Below are 17992 nucleotides of genomic sequence, written 5' to 3'. Positions count from 1 at the left end.
TGCCGCAGCTAAAAGGGAATGACCCTGCTTGCAAGCCTTGCTGCCCAAATAGCTTGCGGATGCGGGATTGCCAAACTTTAATTGACCGATTAAACTCTTGCAATGGATCAATCACTTTCCGAGCAGAAACTTTCCGATTTTTGTAACAGAATATTAGGATCTGGTAGCGCGCCCTCCGGTTTACGGCGCTTATCTGGCGGAGCCAGTATGGAAAGCTGGGCCTTTGAATATGGCGGTGAAGAGTTTGTGCTCCGCAGATTGCCCGTCGGTATCTCTTCCGATGATGAAGGCCTGAGTGGTATTCCGCTAGCGACTCAGGCAGATATTATTGATCTTGCAGTATGTTCGGGAGTGACAGCACCGATTGTTCGCGCTCGCCTGACACCAGAAGACGGCCTTGGCGAAGGATTCGTAATGGAAAAGGCGGACGGGGAAACTCTTCCCCACAAAATTCTCGGCAACCCTGAATATGCTGAAGCCGAAAGTAAGCTGACCGACCAATGTGCGGCTGAACTCTGGAATATCCACAATATTGAACTTGAGGATTTACCCGATAATCTGGAATATTTGCCACCACTGGAACTGATTGGAAAGCAAAAAGACAAATATGACGAGATTGGCGGCGCCATTCCCATTTATGAATATGCTTTTCGCTGGTTGAGGGAAAACATACCATCAGATCATATAAAAACACTGGTCCACGGCGATTTCCGGATGGGCAATCTGATGATCGTGCCATCAGGCATATCGGCTGTGCTGGATTGGGAGCTTGCGAGACTAGGCGACCCAGTGCACGATCTTGCCTATCTGTGCACACCTAGCTGGCGTTTCGGCCATTATAAGAAGGTCGCAGGCGGATTTGATAGTGCAGAAGCTCTTTTGACTGCCTATGCTCGCCATAGCGGCAAAGCTGTTGATCCTGACCGCTTCCGTTTCTGGCTTATTTACTCAACGCTCTGGTGGGGCGTCACATGTTTGGTCATGGGTGAAATCTGGCGCAGTCACGGCGACAGATCATTGGAGCGCACGGTCATCGGCCGCCGGGTTTCGGAAGTAGAGATTGACCTCGCATTGCTATTTGAAGAAATTTTACCCCCCGAAACATGCACGCCGCTTGATTGGCATCCTCCTGCCCTGCCTGCAAATCGGGGAGAAATCGTCTATGACGAATTGCTTACCGCACTGGGCGAATGGAATCAGGAAATTGTGCAGCCCGACCTGAAAGGCCATGACCGTTTTCAGTCCAAAGTTGCGGGCAACGCACTTGGCATCGCGCGGCGACAGGCCAGCTATGGTCCCCGTTTTCAGGCTGCTGCGAAAGAACGATTAGCCGCTATTGGATTTGACCATGGACAGCTCTGCACGCGGCTTTCACAAGGAGATATAGACGCACAATATCCTGGCCTGTGGGACCATCTCAGGCTCTCTGCCCTCGAACGTCTTACTATTGACCAGCCCAAATATGCGGGTCTGAAGGTCGCACTCAGCAAATGGAGCCAATGACATGAGTTTTGACATTCCCCAAGAGATTGAAGACTATCTTAGCGTCCTTGACGATTTTATCGAAACCGAGATCAAGCCGATTGAACAGCGTGATGACAATATCCGCTTTTTCGATCATCGCCGGGAGAATAGCCGGACTGATTGGGATAATCAGGGCCTTCCGACAAAAGAATGGGAGGATTTGCTCGGTGAAATGCGCCGCGCTGCCGATGCGGCAGGGCACTTTCGCTACGCCCTGCCAAAGGAATTTGGTGGTCAGGACGGAACCAATCTGGGCATGGCGCGAATCCGCGAACATCTGGCGCACAAAGGCCTTGGCCTGCACAATGATCTTCAGAATGAAAACTCGATCGTCGGCAATCTTGTTCAGCCGTTGATGCTCCGTGATTTTGGTACCGAGCAACAGAAACAGGAATATATCCCCGCGATGCTGAAAGGGGAGATGAGATGGTGTTTTGGCTTGACCGAGGAAGAGCATGGCTCTGACGCTACGTGGATGGACACGACGGCCAAACCGGAAAAACGTGATGGCGTGGACGGCTGGTTGATAAATGGCAATAAAATGTGGACCACGGGCCTGCATGTCGCCACCCATGTGATGACCTTTGCCCGGCACAGCGGCAAAGATGGCGATGCACGGGGTATTGGCTGCTTTATTGTCCCTGTTGATGCCGAAGGCTTTGAAGTTGGTGAATATATGTGGACGTTCAATATGCCCACAGATCACCCGAAATGCTCCTATACAAATGTCTGGATACCCGCAGACGCGATTTTGGGCGATCTCGATAATGGACTTTCTGCCGCTCAGCATTTTGTCCATGAGAACCGTATTCGTCAGGCTGCATCCTCTCTTGGTGCAGCGCAATATTGCATCGACGAAGCGGTTAAATATGCTCAAACCCGCAAACCGTTCGGCAAACCGCTTGCAGTCAATCAAGCGATACAATTTCCGCTGGTAGAGCTACATACCGAAGCGGCAATGCTGCGTCAGCTTATATATAAAACAGCATCACAAATGGACGAAATGGCAAAGGTAGACGTTGCCAAATATTTGTCAGCGCAAGTTTCCATGTGTAACTATCGCGCTAACCGTCTGTGCTGTGACGCCGCTGACCGCGCAATGCAGGTCCATGGTGGTATCGGTTATTCCCGCCATAAACCTTTTGAGCATATTTACCGCCATCACCGCCGTTACCGTATTACCGAAGGAGCAGAGGAAATCCAGATGCGTAAAATAGGCGGACATATGTTCAAATTTATCAAATGAGCATGGCTTTGGCCGGTGATTTTGGCCAGTTGCTTTATATGGTTTGCATCAAAAATGGATAAACGCGCCTCAATTGCAGCCATATTTCCGTGCTTATAGTTCGTAATATTCAGACTTCCCCGGACTACCACTTGCATTCACGAGAAAAATCCTTCATAGGCGCCGCTTCCACGTCATTCGGCACAATCATTTGTTACGACAGGGATTTGTCTCGACAGGCGCGGAAATTACAGAAAGCCGGAGGGGCGTGTCTGCATGGTGCGGCGTCAGCGATCGGTAACATGAAGGAAATACTACATGCCTATGTATGAGCATGTCTTCCTCGCGCGTCAGGATTTGAGCCAGTCTCAAGTCGATGCACTGGCCCAGGAAGCTACTAAAATTGTTGAAGCCAATGAAGGCAAAGTCGTTTTGACTGAAACCTGGGGTCTGCGTACGCTGGCTTACAAGATTCAGAAAAACCGCAAAGCCCATTATGTGATGTTGCGTCTCGATGCGCCAACCAACGTGGTTGCGGAGCTTGAGCGTCAAATCCGTATCAACGAAGATATTATCCGGTTTCTGACCATCCGCGTGGATGAGCATGAAGAAGGCCCGTCAGTAATGATGCGTAAGCCTGACCGTGACACGCGCCGTGGCGGCGGAGATCGCCCTCGCCGTGAACGCGCCGACAGTTAAGCTAGAGAAGGAGTAAATAATATGGGACGTCCATTTTTCCGTCGCCGCAAAAGCTGCCCCTTTTCCGGCAAAAATGCACAGCCAATCGACTATAAAGATGTAAAGATGCTGCAAGGATATATTTCCGAACGTGGCAAAATCGTACCAAGTCGTATCACCGCAGTTTCCGCGAAAAAACAGCGTGAATTGTCCAAAGCAATCAAACGCGCTCGCCATCTCGGCCTGCTGCCTTACCTCGTGAAATAGGAGCAAGAGACATGGATATTATTTTGCTCGAACGAGTAGAAAAGCTGGGTGGAATTGGTGACGTTGTTACCGTGAAGAACGGCTATGCCCGTAACTTCCTGCTGCCCAATAAAAAAGCATTGCGCGCTAACGAAGCCAATAAAAAGGTTTTTGAAGCCAACCGTGCACAAATTGAAGCAGACAATGAAGCAAAGCGTAAGGAAGCTGAGAAAGCCTCCGGCAATGTTGATGGCAAACAGATCGTTCTGATTCGCGCATCTTCGGCCAGCGGCCAGCTTTATGGTTCGGTTTCGGTTCGTGACATTGTTGAGTCACTGAATGCCGATGGTGCCAATGTTGAAAAAAGCATGGTGATCCTCGAAAAACCAATCAAGACACTTGGCGTTTTCGACGTTCGTATCCGCCTGCATCCCGAAGTTTCTGTCACCGTACAGGTCAACGTGGCCCGTTCCGATGATGAAGCGGAGTTGCAGAAAGACGGCATCGACGTGATCGCCCAGATGTTCGAAGAAGAGCAGGCTGAATTGGCTGCTGCAGCTCTTGAAGTCATCGAAGATGGTGAAGAAGGTGACGAAGAGTTAAAAGCTGAGCTGGAAGGTGAAGCGGAAGCTGTTGAGACAGCAGAATCCGAAGAGTCTGAGGAAAGCACCGAAGACAAAGCATAATTGTCAGTAAATGATTGAAAAGCCCGAGGCTGGTGCGTTACAGATGGTAACAACCCGCTTTCGGGCTTTTTCATTGGGATGAGGCCATATTGACCAATAGCTGGCAAAATCTATACATTCAGGATGCCGGCCTCTTGCCGCATTTGGTCGATCTTCCGACCGATCAGATATTATTATCCCGTCTGACCGAAGAAGATTATCGTAAAGCCAGCTTTCTTGACCAGCGCATTGTCACACCGCAATTGCGACGACAGTTTGTCCCGTGGTCAGAAGTTTCTCAATTATCCGTCGCCAAAGCCGATCCTCCCCAATATATATTTCACACCGGACATGTTGGATCGACATTGCTCTCACGGCTGTTGGGAGAGATTGATACGGTTCTCGCACTACGGGAGCCGCAATTACTAAGAACTTTGTGCGAAATCTCGCAAATCCGCGATGAGCCCGAGAGCCCTTGGTCACCGGACGTTTATAAATATCGCTTTTCCGAAGTTATCCGCTGGTTATCGCGAACTTTCCATGCAGATCAACGGGTAATGGTCAAAGCAAGCAGCTTTGTCAGCGAACTAGCGCCCCAATTATTGACGGGCTCAACAGATGCGATGATATTATACGCGCCCTTAGATCGCTATATCCCTACGATATTGGCTGGTGAAGCCTCGGTTCAGGAAACCCACGCCATGGCTGGCGCCCGGCTAAAAAGGCTGACCCGCCATCTCGGCAACCCGCCTGCCCGCTTGTGGGAATTATCATTGGCCCAGCGTGTCGCCATGAGCTGGATTTGCGAACTGGTCACAATTTTCGCAGCGCACAAAGCAAGCTCTTCCGCCAATATAATGTGGATGAATTTTGAATCATTCCTCCAAAATCCAACCGAAAATTTAGTGAAGGCCGCAAGGCATTTCGGGCATAAACTTTCCGATAATAAAGCGGATGAATTGGTCTCAGGCCCAATCATGGCAACCTATTCCAAAGCACCCGAACATGATTATAGTCCAAACCTGCGAAAAGAATTATTGGAACAAGCGAACCGCAATCATGCCGCCGATATTCTTGCAGCACTGCGATGGGCCGATACTATTGCAGCAGAGTTTCCTTTGGTAACCCAAGCCATGCAATGGATTGATGAAACGGAAAATAATGTTCAAACAGCTTAAAATACTGGACCAAAGCCAGATCAATGAAATCAAGTCTATTGCCCAAACGGGGAAATTTGTGGATGGGAAAATCAGCAACCCCCATTCTAAAGTAAAAAACAATCTCCAGCTTCATGATATGGAAGCATATAACAAGACTTCCAAGCTCCTGCATGATGCATTGATGTCAAATCGGGAATTTAACGACTTTGCTTTTCCCGAACGGGTCGCACCGCCGCTTATCACCCGTTACCAACCGGGCATGCATTATGGCCTACATGCGGACAGTGCGATTATTTCACTAGCAGACGGTCCTATTAGATCGGACCTAAGCTGCACAATTTTCCTCAATGATCCTGATGATTATCAAGGCGGCGCATTACATGTTACACAAGGCGAAGCAGGAATGCGCTTCAAGGGACTGGCTGGTGCTGGAATTGTATACCCTTCCCACACTTTGCATGAAGTTGAACCAATATCCAAAGGGGAAAGGATGGTGGCCATCACCTTTATTCAAAGCAAGATTGCCGACGTAATGAAACGCAACCTGCTATATGAATTAAATGAAGTCGCCGCTCTGGAGGGGTTAAATATGAAATATGAAAATTACACCCGTATGCAGGCTGTGCAGTATAACCTCATGCGTATGTGGATCGATTAACCTAATAACCCATAAGGCTGAGAACTTCTTTCCGGCTGCGTGAATCATCCAGAAAACATCCCAAGAGCCTGCTCGTCGTCATACCGACACCTGGAGTCCGCACACCGCGCGCAGTCATACAGCTATGGCTGGCTTCAATCACCACCGCTACCCCTTGCGGTTTCAAATTATCCCAAATGCATTCGGCAACTTCAGCGGTTAAACGCTCCTGCACCTGTAAACGCCTTGCAAAGCCGTGGAGTACGCGTGCCAGTTTCGAAATGCCGACAACGCGGTCGGTTGGCATATAGGCGATACTCGCCTTTCCAATGATAGGTGCCATATGATGTTCGCAATGCGAATGGAACGGAATGTCTTTAAGCAGGACTAGCTCGTCATAGCCTCCGACTTCTTCGAAAGTGCGGGCCAAATGGATCGCAGGATTTTCTTCATATCCTTCGCAATATTCTTTCCACGCACGCGCTACCCGTTTTGGAGTATCCCGAAGTCCTTCGCGCTCTGGATCTTCACCGGCCCAACGCAACAAAGTTTTTATAGCATCCTGCACATCATCCGGCACGGGAAGTTTAGAGGCCTCCCGCGCAGCGAGAGCATCTTCAAAAGTGTCAGAATAGTCAGCCAACAAATAATCCTTTACGGGTGGAGCAAATATACAATAGCAATAGATTAAGCACACCCGTAGCTCAGCGCAAGGGCGGCTGAGATTATATCGTCAATATGCTGATGGTAAAAGGTCGCACATGCCCAAGAAGATTTGTCAGCTTTTCAGCGGGCTATAAGAAAATTTCGAAGGAGGGGATGTTAGTTACACCCCCTCCGTTTCCGAATAGAAACTCTGTTTACTCAGAGCTTGCCTCAGCTGGCTCTGCTGCTTCTACAGGCTGTGCATGCTTTGCCGCTGCCAATTGAACCCGCTCGTTCAAAGCCTGATCTGTTTGTAGAGCGATAGCAATTTCATTGAACCGCTGTGGTGCAAGGCCGGTATCCTGCACAGCAGAAGACATAGATGCCTGCTTTTGCGTCTGGTCCAAAGTCTCGTCAGCGGCAATTTTTTCGACTTTCATGGCTGCAAGAGCGAAAAGATCAACTTCGCTATCGGTCACACTGGCAGAATTCGTGGTAGGCGTTGCTTCGGCGGCCTGGGGTGCTTCAGTGGCTGATGTTGCAGATTGAGCCTGATTATCGGCTGCGGCAGGTGCGGTGTCTTGAGCCACTGCGGCACCAGCTACAAAGAGCGAGCTAGCAGCAAAAATGGAAGTGATCTTCATATAATTTCTCCTTAAACTTGAGAGATACAGATAGTCATAGGAAGCGTTCTGTTAAGGCCAATCGGACAGACCGTTTTTCATGTAAGATGCAGTGATAACTCGCATGGATATTTTAAGCATCAGCTATATTGGCATATTACAGAATAGTCAGGCATTCTGGAAATAATAGCGATCCACATAAATCCGGTCAGACCAGAAGTTCAACGCGATGGCTAATCCCGTTGCATGGCTGACCCAGACAGATTGCTGTAATTTTACAACACCTTGAAGCAAAGCGATGAACTGAGCGCTTCTGTCCGTGACAATGGAATGTACAAAGCCTAGCCGCTCCCTCGCCTTGATTAAGGCAATTTCCCCCAACTTATACAACGAGGATTTTTTATGAAAAAATGCGTTTTAGTTTTAGCAGCAATAGCGGCTTGCGTATCGGCCCCAGCACTTGCTCAGGACGCGACCCCATTCACCGGACCTTATGTAGGCGGCGTCCTTGGCTTTGATAGCGTTGAACAGGAAGTAGCCGGTCAAAAAGGCGACGATAATGGCACTGTTTATGGTGGCGTTATCGGTTATGATATGAACCTGGGCGGCGTTATCGTCGGTGCCGAAGCTGAATATACAGAGTCCGCCGTAGGATATTCTACCAAAGATATTCTGGTTGAGGGCGACGAAGCACGTTTGAATGCCGGACGCGATCTTTATGCCGGAGCACGTATTGGGTATCAGTTTGATCCTAACGCAATGGTATATGTGAAAGGCGGATATACAAACGCCAAAGCAAAATTGCATTATGATGATGCTGAATTGATCACTTCCTATTCTGATGAATTGGACGGTTTTCGCGTCGGTGGCGGTTTAGAGGCTTCCGCAAAGAATATGTTCGTGCGCTTGGAATATCGTTATTCCGATTATGGTTCATATTCCACAAATGGATTGCTTCCAAATATTGACACTTCGCGCCACCAGGGCGTTGTAATGGCAGGATTGCGTTTCTAAACATCGCAACCCAATGCAGGGTTAAATCCTGCGTAACGAATCGGCCGGGGACAATCATTGTCTCCGGCTTTTTAGTTTTCGGCCAAGCCCGTCAACGAATCTGATAATTGCTTGTGATAGCCTGTAGGCAAGTTGGCAAAAGCGTTAAATGCTATGACAATGAGTTACCCTTGCTCTGTCTGCACCATTAGATGCAGGAAAACCGCATCTGTAATAAGGCTGCGTGGGAAAACAATCTAAGGGAAAATGGCGCGCCCGGGAAGATTCGAACTCCCGACCCCTTGATTCGTAGTCAAGTACTCTATCCAGCTGAGCTACGGGCGCGTACTGAAGGCCGTCAGATAGGAGGTGAAGTCTTATCTGGCAAGCCATTTTATATGTTTTTCTAAAGGTTTTTTGTAAGTGCCGCCTGTGCTGCTGCAAGCCGGGCTATCGGAACGCGATATGGCGATGCACTAACATAGTCCAAACCTGTTTTTTCACAAAAGGCAATTGATGCCGGATCACCGCCATGCTCGCCGCAAATGCCCAGTTTTATATTATTGCGCGTGGCTCTGCCGCGTTCAGCAGCCAGTTCAATCAACTGACCAACGCCGTCAATGTCAATGCTGACAAACGGATCGCGCGGGAAAATGCCTTTATCGACATATTGGGTTAGAAAACGGCCAGCATCGTCACGTGACACGCCCAAAGTGGTTTGGGTAAGGTCGTTGGTGCCGAAACTGAAAAACTCGCCATGTTCGGCAATTTTTCCGGCCATTAGAGCTGCTCGTGGCAATTCGATCATGGTGCCGACCAGATATTCTATCCGACGTCCTTTTTCTGCAAAAACCTCTTCAGCCATGCGATTGACCACAATTTTCATCAATTCCAGTTCGCGCTCGGTAGCGACCAGCGGAATCATCACTTCGGGAATCGGAGCCTCGCCGCTGGCTTGCGCGACGTCGCACGCAGCCTCAAATATAGCGCGGGCCTGCATCTCGTAGATTTCGGGATAGGTAACGCCCAAACGGCAACCACGATGGCCCAGCATCGGGTTGAATTCATGCAATTCATTTGCGCGCTGTTTCAATGTCTCGACACCTACACCCGCTGCATCGGCTACTTCCTCAAACTCCGACTGATTATGAGGCAAAAATTCGTGTAGCGGCGGATCAAGCAGACGGATAGTTACCGGCAAGCCAACCATGACTTCAAAAATCTGGCGGAAATCTTCACGCTGCTCCGGCAATAATTTGGCCAAAGCCTCGCGCCTGCCCGCTTCGTCGGAGGCCAGAATCATCTGGCGCACGGCAGTAATCCGTGAACTGTCAAAAAACATATGCTCGGTCCGGCAAAGGCCAATACCTTCTGCGCCAAAGTCCCGTGCTATCTTGCAATCGAGCGGGGTTTCAGCATTGGTGCGAACACCCAGACGGCGGACTTTATCGGCCCAATCCATCAGGATAGCAAAATCTCCAACCAGTTCGGGCTGAATCGTTTTCACCCGCCCGGCCATCACCTGACCATTGCTACCGTCAATCGTCAGGACATCGCCTTCTCTCAGTTCGCGATCACCGATTTTCAGCAGCTTTGTCTCTTTATTGATGCTGAGGCTGCCAGCACCGGAGACACAAGGCCGCCCCATGCCACGCGCAACCACAGCCGCATGTGACGTCATGCCGCCACGTGCCGTTAATATGCCCTTGGCAGCGTGCATACCGTGAATATCCTCTGGCGAGGTTTCTACCCGCACCAATATGACGTCATCACCCATTTCCGTCCGCCGTTCAGCAGTATCGGAATCAAAAACAACTATGCCGCAAGCCGCCCCCGGAGAGGCCGGTAATCCTGTTGTCAGAACATCACGCTTTGCTTCGGGATCAAGCGTGGGGTGGAGCAACTGGTCAAGCGCCATCGGATCAACCCGGGCGACCGCTTCCTCTTCGGTAATAAGGCCGTCCCCCGCCATATCCACAGCGATTTTCAGTGCTGCCTTTGCAGTCCGCTTGCCCGAGCGGGTCTGCAACATCCACAGTTTGCCGCGCTCTACCGTAAATTCAATATCCTGCATATCGCGGTAATGACGCTCGAGAAGGTCGAAAACTTTAGTAAGTTCTCCATAAGTTTCCGGCATGGCCTCTTCCATCGAAAGCGGCTTCGCATTGGCTTCCTCACGCGCGGCTTTGGACAGATATTGCGGGGTGCGGATACCGGCGACGACATCTTCGCCCTGTGCATTGATAAGCCATTCGCCATAATAAGCGCTGTCGCCGGTTGACGGGTTGCGCGTAAAAGCAACACCGGTTGCCGATGTTTCGCCCATATTGCCGAAAACCATCGCCTGCACATTGACGGCGGTGCCCCATTCGGCGGGAATATCGTTAAGCCGGCGATATACTTTCGCCCGCTCGGCCTGCCAGCTACCGAATACAGCGCTGACCGCGCCCCAAAGCTGATCATTCACATCCTGCGGAAATGGCTTGCCCCATTGTTCTTCGACAAGGCCTTTATATTCCGTGACCAGCGCCTTCCAATGTTGAGATTCCATCTCGGTATCCGTGAAAAAGCCATTATCTTCCTTGGCAATTTCCAATGCTTCTTCAAAAGCATCATGGTCCAGTTGCAGCACCACATCGGAATACATCTGGATGAAGCGGCGGTAGCTGTCCCACGCGAAACGCTCGTCACCGGAGGTTTTAGCCAGCCCTTCAACGGTTTCGTCGTTCAGGCCAAGATTAAGCACCGTGTCCATCATGCCAGGCATAGAAGCGCGCGCACCAGAGCGCACCGATACAAGCAGAGGATCGGCTGCATTGCCAAATTTCTTGCCAGTCACAGCTTCAATATGCGCCACGCCCTGCGTGACTTCCGCGGTCAGGCTCTCCGGATAGACGCCATTGTCCTGCATAAAGCGGGTGCACATCTCGGTGGAGATCGTAAACCCAGGAGGAACCGGAAGTCCGATATTCGCCATTTCGGCAAGATTGGCACCTTTCCCGCCCAAAAGATTGCGGGCCTCGGTCTTATCAGATGGCGCTCCATCCGCGTCCATACCACCGCCAAAACGATATACATATTGGGTCATTTTTCAGCCTTCAATCTTGGAAAAGTCAGCAACCGTGTGAACCGCTTCGCGAACCCGGGCCAGCATGGCTAACCGGGCGGTGCGCTTGGCGGGGTCGTCATCATTTACAGTAACATTGTCGAAAAACGCATCAATGGGTGCGCGCAGTGACGCCAGCGCCGCCATAGCGCCCTCGAAATCTTCCGCTTCAACGGCGGCGGCAGCCTTGGGTTCGGCGGTATCAAGTGCTTCGATTAGTGCGGTTTCGGCGGGTTCTCTATCATAATCGTCATGCTGAACTTGTTTACCTTCGGTGGCCTTGCGGTTCAGCATCTCGTCAGATGTTGTGCCTGCCTCGGGAGATCCTGAAACAAGTTCAGGATGACGAGTGTTGGATAAGGTATCGCCCTCTTTCTTCAATATATTCGATGCGCGTTTGTAACCGGCGAGTAAATTAGTGCCCTCTTCCGTTTCCACGAATGCCTGCAAAGCCTTTACACGGGCGAGTAAGCGGACGAGATCATCTTCGCCGCCAAGAGCGAACACAGCGTCGATGAGGTCGTGACGAACGCCAGCTTCGCGTTGTTGAACTTTGAAGCGGTCGGCCATGAATCCTAACACACCATGCGTAACATCATCTAGTGGTAGGAGCATAACTTCTGCATAAGCATCCGTTTTTTCCACTTCTGCTCTAGAAGTTGCCACTTGCCTCCCTTCATGATCTCTGGGCAAATATTGCAAGTAGATTGGGCGAGATGCATCATATTTTATCGGTCGATTATACAAGGTTTGAAATTCTAAGCCATCTAGATAACTTATCTGTTCGGGATATAGTCGAATTGACAACTGATCGCATAGTAAGTTGTAAACAAACTTTATTATATGACTTAAATTAAATCTTAAGCCATTGTTCATGATGAGGGCTACTATCGCCAAAGCAGCACGCCTCAGAGCAAAAGGATCTTTTGAACCTGTAGGCTTTTCACCAATTGCGAAAAAACAAGCCAACGTATCCAGCTTATCCGCCAAACTCACGCACACCGTTACCGGATCGGTCGGCACATCATCACCCTGCCCGACCGGTTTGTAATGATCTCTGATCGCGTGTGAGACCTCAACCGGAAGCCCTTCTTTCTCTGCATAATAGCCGCCCATCAAGCCTTGCAGCTCGGGGAACTCGCCGACCATTTCGGTGACGAGATCAGCTTTGCAGAGACGTGCGGCCTGCTTGGTCTGTTCCGGGTTGGCATGGAGTAACCCGGTCCCTTCTAAAGACGCCAACCACTCAGCCAGCTTAGCCACACGCTCTACCTTGTCGGCAACGGTTCCCAGTTTTTCATGGAACACAATGTTGCTCAATTTCTTGGCATGATCTTCCAAAGCCGTCTTCTGGTCAAGCTCCCAAAAGAATTTGGCGTCGGACAATCTTGCCGCCAGCACTTTTTCATTACCCGCAACAATCGCCTTGCCGCCATCAGTGGCGTCAATATTGGCGGTGCAGACAAAATTCGGTGCGAGATTACCGTTTTTATCACGGCAGATAAAATATTTCTGGTTCACCCGCGCGCTGAGCTGGATAACTTCTTCCGGAACATCCAGAAACGCCGGATCAAAACTGCCCAAAAGCGGCACCGGCCATTCGGTCAGGCCGGCATTTTCGATAACCAGCCCTTCGTCAGCCACCAGTTCCAGCCCCGCATCCGATGCCGCCTTGGCCGCGCCGTCGCGAATAATCGCTTCCCGTTCCGCTTGATCGACCAAAACGTGGCAGGCATGCAGTTTTTCCGCATAATCCCCGGCATTACCGATGGTAATCTTGCCATCATGGTGAAAACGGTGGCCTATGGTTTCATAGCCTGACGCCACGCCATCAATCTCGCACGGGACAAGGTCATCACCTAAAATGGCAACTATGCCCGATAGAGGCCGCACCCAGCGCAGGCTTTCGGTCGATTGGCTGGCATCGCCCCAGCGCATGGATTTTGGCCATGGGAAGGCTTTTATAATTGCCGGTATCGCTTGGGAGAGCACATCGCTGGTCGCCCTGCCCGGCTTATTGATCACGGCGAACAGGGTCGCTCGCCCCTTGACGTCGCGCACTTCCAATTGGTCGCGGGTTACACCATTTTTGCGGCAGAACCCGTCAATCGCCTGATCCGGTGCGCCTTCTGGCGGTCCTTTGGCTTCCTCGCTGACGGCCTTGGTCTGTTCCGGCAAATCTTTTGCGATCAGCGCGAGCCGCCTTGGCGTCGAATATACGGTGATTTCGCCAGATTTCAGGCCCGCTTCATCCAATTGCGCGACAAACAGCCGCTCCAGATCAGTACGCGCCTTTGCCTGCATGCGTGCAGGAATTTCTTCGGAGAGTAGTTCGAGGAGGAAGTCAGTCATTGGCCTACCCCTGTTTCTTCCGAAATTTCGTCATGCTGAACTTGTTTACCTCCGGTGGCCTTGCGGCTCAGCATCTCGTCAGATGTTGTGCCTGCCTCGAGAGATCCTGAAACAAGTTCAGGATGACGGGTTGAATGAGTCATGCCGCGCTCCATTTTGGATGGCGCGCCTGCCAGTCTTCGGCGTTTTTCGTCATATAGGCTTCACAGCTACCTTTGGCGAGATCACGCACGCGGCCCATATAGCTAGCCCGTTCCTGCACACTGATAACGCCGCGCGCTTGCAGCAGATTAAAAACATGGCTCGCCTTGATGGCCTGTTCATAAGCGGGAATGGGTAATTTCGCGTCGAGGCAATTTTCACATTCTCCAACTGCCTTATTGAACAGATCAAACAGCGTTTCGGTATTCGCAACCTCGAAATTCCATTCCGACATCTGCTTTTCATTATCCAGGAAGATATCGCCGTAACTTACGCCATTGCCATTATAATCCAGATCATAGACGCTATCAACGCCCTGAATATACATAGCAAGACGTTCCAACCCATAGGTCAGCTCGCCGGATACCGGCTTGCAGTCAAAACCGCCCATTTGCTGAAAATAGGTGAACTGCGTCACCTCCATGCCGTCACACCAGACTTCCCAGCCCAATCCCCAGGCGCCAAGCGTGGGGCTTTCCCAGTCATCCTCGACAAAGCGGATATCATGAAGCATCGGATCAATACCGATGGCGGTTAGACTGTTGAGGTAAAGCTGCTGAATATCGGGCGGGGACGGTTTCAGAACCACCTGATATTGATAATAATGTTGGAGCCTGTTGGGGTTTTCACCATAGCGACCATCCGTCGGACGGCGGCAAGGCTGCACGAACGCGGCATTCCAGGGATCGGGCCCAAGCGAGCGCAAGGTGGTCGCAGTATGGAATGTGCCTGCGCCCATTTCCATATCATAAGGCTGCAATATCGCGCATCCCTGATTACTCCAATAGTCATGGAGTTTAAGAATGATCTGTTGGAAGCTGAGAGGCTTCTGGTCGGTCAATGTGATAGCTTTCTTCGCCAATGAAATTCGATGTGCAGAAGTTTCGCGCTTGCTTTGGCGAATGCGACTTAAAGGGTCAAGCCGTGATTGGCGTTTTTCCGCTATTCGATCATGTCGTGATTTACCATATATTGTTTCTGCCCCTTAACCTGTGACCGTGAACATCATGTTAAACTCTCAAACAATACTATCGTCTGGACGGGTTTATTCGCAAACTGAAAAAATTGCTGGGATTATCTCTCCAAATGCCCGATGAACCAGCTTCTATCAGGCCTTTGGTCTTTCAATGAAAATGGAATATTTGCCCATGTTGCGCCGCTGGATTTCTTCATTAATTTATTTGCCTGTCGCTTTGAGTCTGCTGGCGTGTCAAGCAGACCGTCCTCTGGCTGCTCCGCAATCTGCCAGTCAAAGCGCGCCTTTGGAATCAGGGATTGCCACGGTTGAGGATGCTCCCAAGCCGGCACTCTGGGTCATAAAGGATGAAGACACGAAGATATATCTGTTTGGCACAGTCCATATCCTCAAACCCGGCCTTAACTGGTTTGATTCTGCCGTAAAAGATGCATTTGACGAGTCGGACGAGCTGGTGGTTGAAATGATTCAACCTGACCCGGTGACAATGGCCAGCATTGTCAATGATTTAGCAATTGATAAATCCGGCGTCAGTCTGCGTGACAAGCTGAGCGAAGAGGACAGGCTTAATTATGAAGCAGCGATGACAGCGCTGGACCTGCCGGTGAACAGCTTTGATCCCTATGAACCCTGGTTCGCCAGTGTCAGCATGTCACTCGTTCCCCTTATGAAAAGCGGCTATGCTAGTAGTAGCGGTGTGGAAAGCTCCCTTCTCTCCAAAGCCAAAGCACAAAATAAGAAAATCGTCGGTCTGGAAACGCCGCAGCAGCAGTTGGGCTTTTTCGATAATCTGCCCGAAGAGGTTCAAATCCGCTTTTTGAATTTCAACGTCGCAACCATTAGCGATATGTCAAAAGGCATGGAAGATATTATCACGCATTGGTCCAATGCTAATATTAGCGCGCTAGCTGAACTGATGAATGCCGGACTGGAAGAAAAAATTGTTTACGAGGCACTGCTTTCCAATCGCAATGCCAATTGGGCTGCGTGGGTGGATGAACGGATGAAAGAACCAGGGACTCTTTTTCTGGCTGTGGGGGCCGGACATTTAGCCGGGCATGACAGCTTGCAAGAAAAACTCAAAGAACGGAACATTACAGTAAAGCGTGTAAAATATTAGACTAATGCGTATAAGCATCTTCCCATTTAACATGCTCATTACCAGATAATAGCTATGAAATATTTTCAAATCTTGCTGAGTTTGATCGCCGCAGTTAGTTTAAGCGCCTGCTCTAACGCGTCACAAGTAGTCCAACTGGACACAGTCACCGAAGGAAAGCCAGCGCTCTGGAAAATCACGGGAACCAAACCGGAGCAGACGGGCACCGCTTTTATGTTCGGGACAATCCATATATTGCCAAAAGGTGTAAATTGGCGAACGCCGATACTGGAAACAGCGCTCAGCGAGTCCGATACACTTGTCATCGAGGTGTTGGGCCTTGAGGACACAGCCAATGCGGCAAGAATATTCAGTAAGCTCGCAATATCACCGGACCAGCCCGAAATTGAAAAGCGCGTCAAGCCGTCGCTCCACGCCGATCTTGATACAGTAATCAATAACAGCAAAATACCCACATTCGCCTTGAACCGTATGGAAAGCTGGGCTGCGGCATTGTCCTTGGCATCGGCGCAAACCAATAATCTCGGACTGGAATCAAGCGAAGGCGTAGAGAAAAAGCTAGTCGCACAGTTTGAAGGTTTCAAAAAACCGATCGAAGGGCTTGAGACTATCGAGCAACAGCTTGGCTATTTTGATACGTTACCTGAAACACAACAACGCGCCATGCTGGCCAGTGTTGTAGAAGAAGCCGGTGAGGCCAAAACATCTTTTGAAAAGCTGTTCAATGCCTGGATTTCAGGGGACACTGATACCATGTTAGAGCTTTCCAGTGGCGGAATATTGGAAGATCCCCAGACTCGTGAGAAATTGCTCGTTTTGCGAAACCGGAACTGGGCAGAGCAGTTGGATAAAAAGCTGCGAAATCCACAAATATATTTTGTAGCCGTGGGAGCAGCACATTTGGTAGGACCGGATGCTGTTCAGACAATGCTAGAGAAGCGTGGCTATAAAATACAAAAAATACAGTAGTTTGATTAGTAATTTTTGATTCTGGGGTAAGTTCATGACATTTGTGTTTGATCGTGAAACCGCGCTTGTCTCGCGGGGTGACGGTTCGCTTTATATTGAGGCCAGCGAGATATATCGCAATCCTACCGGCGCGGCATTTGGCGGCTGGGTGGCAGCAATTATGACCAAAGCGGTTCAGGATCACGAAGAATGTTCGGGGCCGGTAGTCTCTGTGCAGACCACCTTTATCGCAGGGGTTGGCCCCGGTGAAGTAAATGTGACAGTCCGCTTGCTGAAATCAGGTGCATCAACCCAGTTTTGGCGGGTGGAATTATCACAGACAGTAGGCATTGTTGCTGTTTCGGATATTGTCTCCAGCAACCGGCGACCTACGGACTTAAACTACCAGATTCCCATGCCGGTGGCTAAACCGGCTTCGGAGTCGCCCACTCTGCGTCAGGGAGAAGATAATCCCCCTTTCTGGGTCAGCACATACGAACAGAAAATTGCCAGAGGCGTTCCGTTCAGCGTCAATGAAAATCCGGAATCCCTGGTCTGGATAAAAGAAACGGATGGCCGACCGCTGGACCGGCTAAATATTGTATCAATATGCGACACACCTATGCCCCGCACATTTTTCCTTTCTGATGAATTGCGAATGGGTGCCACGGTTTCCATGGGCACTTATATTTACGCCAGTGAAGAGGATATTGCTGCTGCGGGTTCAGATTATCTCTTGCTGCGTGTTGATGGCGCGACGTCACGAAATAGCGCGACTGACCAGCGTGTCGAGCTTTGGTCTCAGAACGGAACCTTGCTCGCAACCAGCAATCAAATCGGCTTTTTCCGTTAGTTCATTGACAAACCCGCAAGCGGCAATTTGCCTTGCTTTT

Annotated in this window: 17 protein-coding genes and 1 tRNA gene; 11 read left to right on the top strand and 7 right to left on the bottom strand. The window is 50.2% G+C overall.

Annotated features, from left to right (window positions below):
- Positions 1–102: 102 nt before the first annotated feature.
- The 7 genes from AB1K62_RS03400 to AB1K62_RS03370 all read left to right on the top strand — a co-directional run bounded on the left by AB1K62_RS03400 (position 103) and on the right by AB1K62_RS03370 (position 6156).
- Positions 103–1503: a phosphotransferase family protein gene (locus tag AB1K62_RS03400; RefSeq protein WP_367001253.1), complete on the top strand. Its 1401-nt coding sequence runs from the start codon at positions 103–105 to the stop codon at positions 1501–1503.
- 1 nt (position 1504) lies between these two features.
- The gene (locus AB1K62_RS03395) at positions 1505–2770 is read left to right on the top strand and encodes an acyl-CoA dehydrogenase family protein (protein WP_367001251.1); all 1266 of its coding nucleotides are present in this window, start codon (positions 1505–1507) and stop codon (positions 2768–2770) included.
- A 297-nt stretch (positions 2771–3067) separates the two neighbouring features.
- A complete protein-coding gene (gene rpsF, locus AB1K62_RS03390) occupies positions 3068–3448 on the top strand; it encodes a 30S ribosomal protein S6 (RefSeq protein ID WP_367001250.1) in 381 nt (126 codons plus the stop codon).
- Positions 3449–3469: 21 nt separating this feature from the next.
- The gene (gene rpsR / locus AB1K62_RS03385) at positions 3470–3694 is read left to right on the top strand and encodes a 30S ribosomal protein S18 (protein ID WP_108810187.1); all 225 of its coding nucleotides are present in this window, start codon (positions 3470–3472) and stop codon (positions 3692–3694) included.
- An 11-nt stretch (positions 3695–3705) separates the two neighbouring features.
- Entirely contained in the window at positions 3706–4359 is a 654-nt protein-coding gene (gene rplI / locus AB1K62_RS03380) for a 50S ribosomal protein L9 (RefSeq protein WP_367001248.1), read from the top strand.
- An 89-nt stretch (positions 4360–4448) separates the two neighbouring features.
- Entirely contained in the window at positions 4449–5516 is a 1068-nt protein-coding gene (locus tag AB1K62_RS03375) for a hypothetical protein (RefSeq protein ID WP_367001246.1), read from the top strand.
- Positions 5500–6156, top strand: a complete 657-nt coding sequence (locus tag AB1K62_RS03370; protein ID WP_367001244.1) for a Fe2+-dependent dioxygenase — start codon at positions 5500–5502, stop codon at positions 6154–6156. The genes AB1K62_RS03375 and AB1K62_RS03370 overlap by 17 nt, the downstream gene beginning before the upstream one ends.
- 1 nt (position 6157) lies before the next feature.
- Here AB1K62_RS03370 and folE read toward each other — a convergent pair whose 3' ends face one another.
- Positions 6158–6778, bottom strand: coding sequence for a GTP cyclohydrolase I FolE (folE, locus tag AB1K62_RS03365; protein WP_367001240.1), 621 nt, complete (start codon positions 6776–6778; stop codon positions 6158–6160).
- 217 nt (positions 6779–6995) lie between these two features.
- On the bottom strand, positions 6996–7424 hold the full coding sequence (locus AB1K62_RS03360) for a DUF4168 domain-containing protein (RefSeq protein WP_367001238.1): 429 nt from the start codon (positions 7422–7424) through the stop codon (positions 6996–6998).
- A gap of 381 nt (positions 7425–7805) precedes the next feature.
- Here AB1K62_RS03360 and AB1K62_RS03355 point away from each other — a divergent pair, with 381 nt between their 5' ends.
- The gene (locus AB1K62_RS03355) at positions 7806–8417 is read left to right on the top strand and encodes an outer membrane beta-barrel protein (RefSeq protein WP_367001235.1); all 612 of its coding nucleotides are present in this window, start codon (positions 7806–7808) and stop codon (positions 8415–8417) included.
- A 247-nt stretch (positions 8418–8664) separates the two neighbouring features.
- Here the strand turns inward: AB1K62_RS03355 and AB1K62_RS03350 are convergent.
- The 5 genes from AB1K62_RS03350 to AB1K62_RS03330 form a co-directional block, all read right to left on the bottom strand.
- Positions 8665–8741, bottom strand: a tRNA-Arg gene (locus AB1K62_RS03350).
- A gap of 61 nt (positions 8742–8802) precedes the next feature.
- A complete protein-coding gene (gene ppdK, locus AB1K62_RS03345; protein WP_367001234.1) occupies positions 8803–11484 on the bottom strand; it encodes a pyruvate, phosphate dikinase in 2682 nt (893 codons plus the stop codon).
- A 3-nt stretch (positions 11485–11487) separates the two neighbouring features.
- On the bottom strand, positions 11488–13854 hold the full coding sequence (gene glyS / locus AB1K62_RS03340) for a glycine--tRNA ligase subunit beta (RefSeq protein WP_367001233.1): 2367 nt from the start codon (positions 13852–13854) through the stop codon (positions 11488–11490).
- A complete protein-coding gene (locus AB1K62_RS03335; protein WP_367001231.1) occupies positions 13851–13997 on the bottom strand; it encodes a hypothetical protein in 147 nt (48 codons plus the stop codon). The genes glyS and AB1K62_RS03335 overlap by 4 nt, the downstream gene beginning before the upstream one ends.
- Positions 13994–14917 (bottom strand): glycine--tRNA ligase subunit alpha, encoded by a 924-nt coding sequence (locus tag AB1K62_RS03330; RefSeq protein ID WP_367001229.1) that lies wholly within the window; start codon positions 14915–14917, stop codon positions 13994–13996. The genes AB1K62_RS03335 and AB1K62_RS03330 overlap by 4 nt, the downstream gene beginning before the upstream one ends.
- A 265-nt stretch (positions 14918–15182) precedes the next feature.
- Here AB1K62_RS03330 and AB1K62_RS03325 point away from each other — a divergent pair, with 265 nt between their 5' ends.
- Genes AB1K62_RS03325 through AB1K62_RS03315 form a run of 3 tightly spaced genes read left to right on the top strand, consistent with a single transcriptional unit; the run spans position 15183 to position 17952 of the window.
- Positions 15183–16151, top strand: coding sequence for a TraB/GumN family protein (locus AB1K62_RS03325; RefSeq protein ID WP_367001226.1), 969 nt, complete (start codon positions 15183–15185; stop codon positions 16149–16151).
- A 54-nt stretch (positions 16152–16205) separates the two neighbouring features.
- A complete protein-coding gene (locus AB1K62_RS03320; protein WP_367001223.1) occupies positions 16206–17120 on the top strand; it encodes a TraB/GumN family protein in 915 nt (304 codons plus the stop codon).
- A 34-nt stretch (positions 17121–17154) separates the two neighbouring features.
- Positions 17155–17952, top strand: coding sequence for a thioesterase family protein (locus AB1K62_RS03315; protein WP_367001222.1), 798 nt, complete (start codon positions 17155–17157; stop codon positions 17950–17952).
- Positions 17953–17992: the final 40 nt, after the last annotated feature.

The sequence above is a fragment of the Parasphingorhabdus sp. JC815 genome, from assembly GCF_040717415.1.
Lineage (GTDB): Bacteria > Pseudomonadota > Alphaproteobacteria > Sphingomonadales > Sphingomonadaceae > Parasphingorhabdus.
The sequence above is the reverse complement of the archived record's forward strand: the minus strand, read 5'-3'. Positions and strand labels throughout refer to the sequence as shown.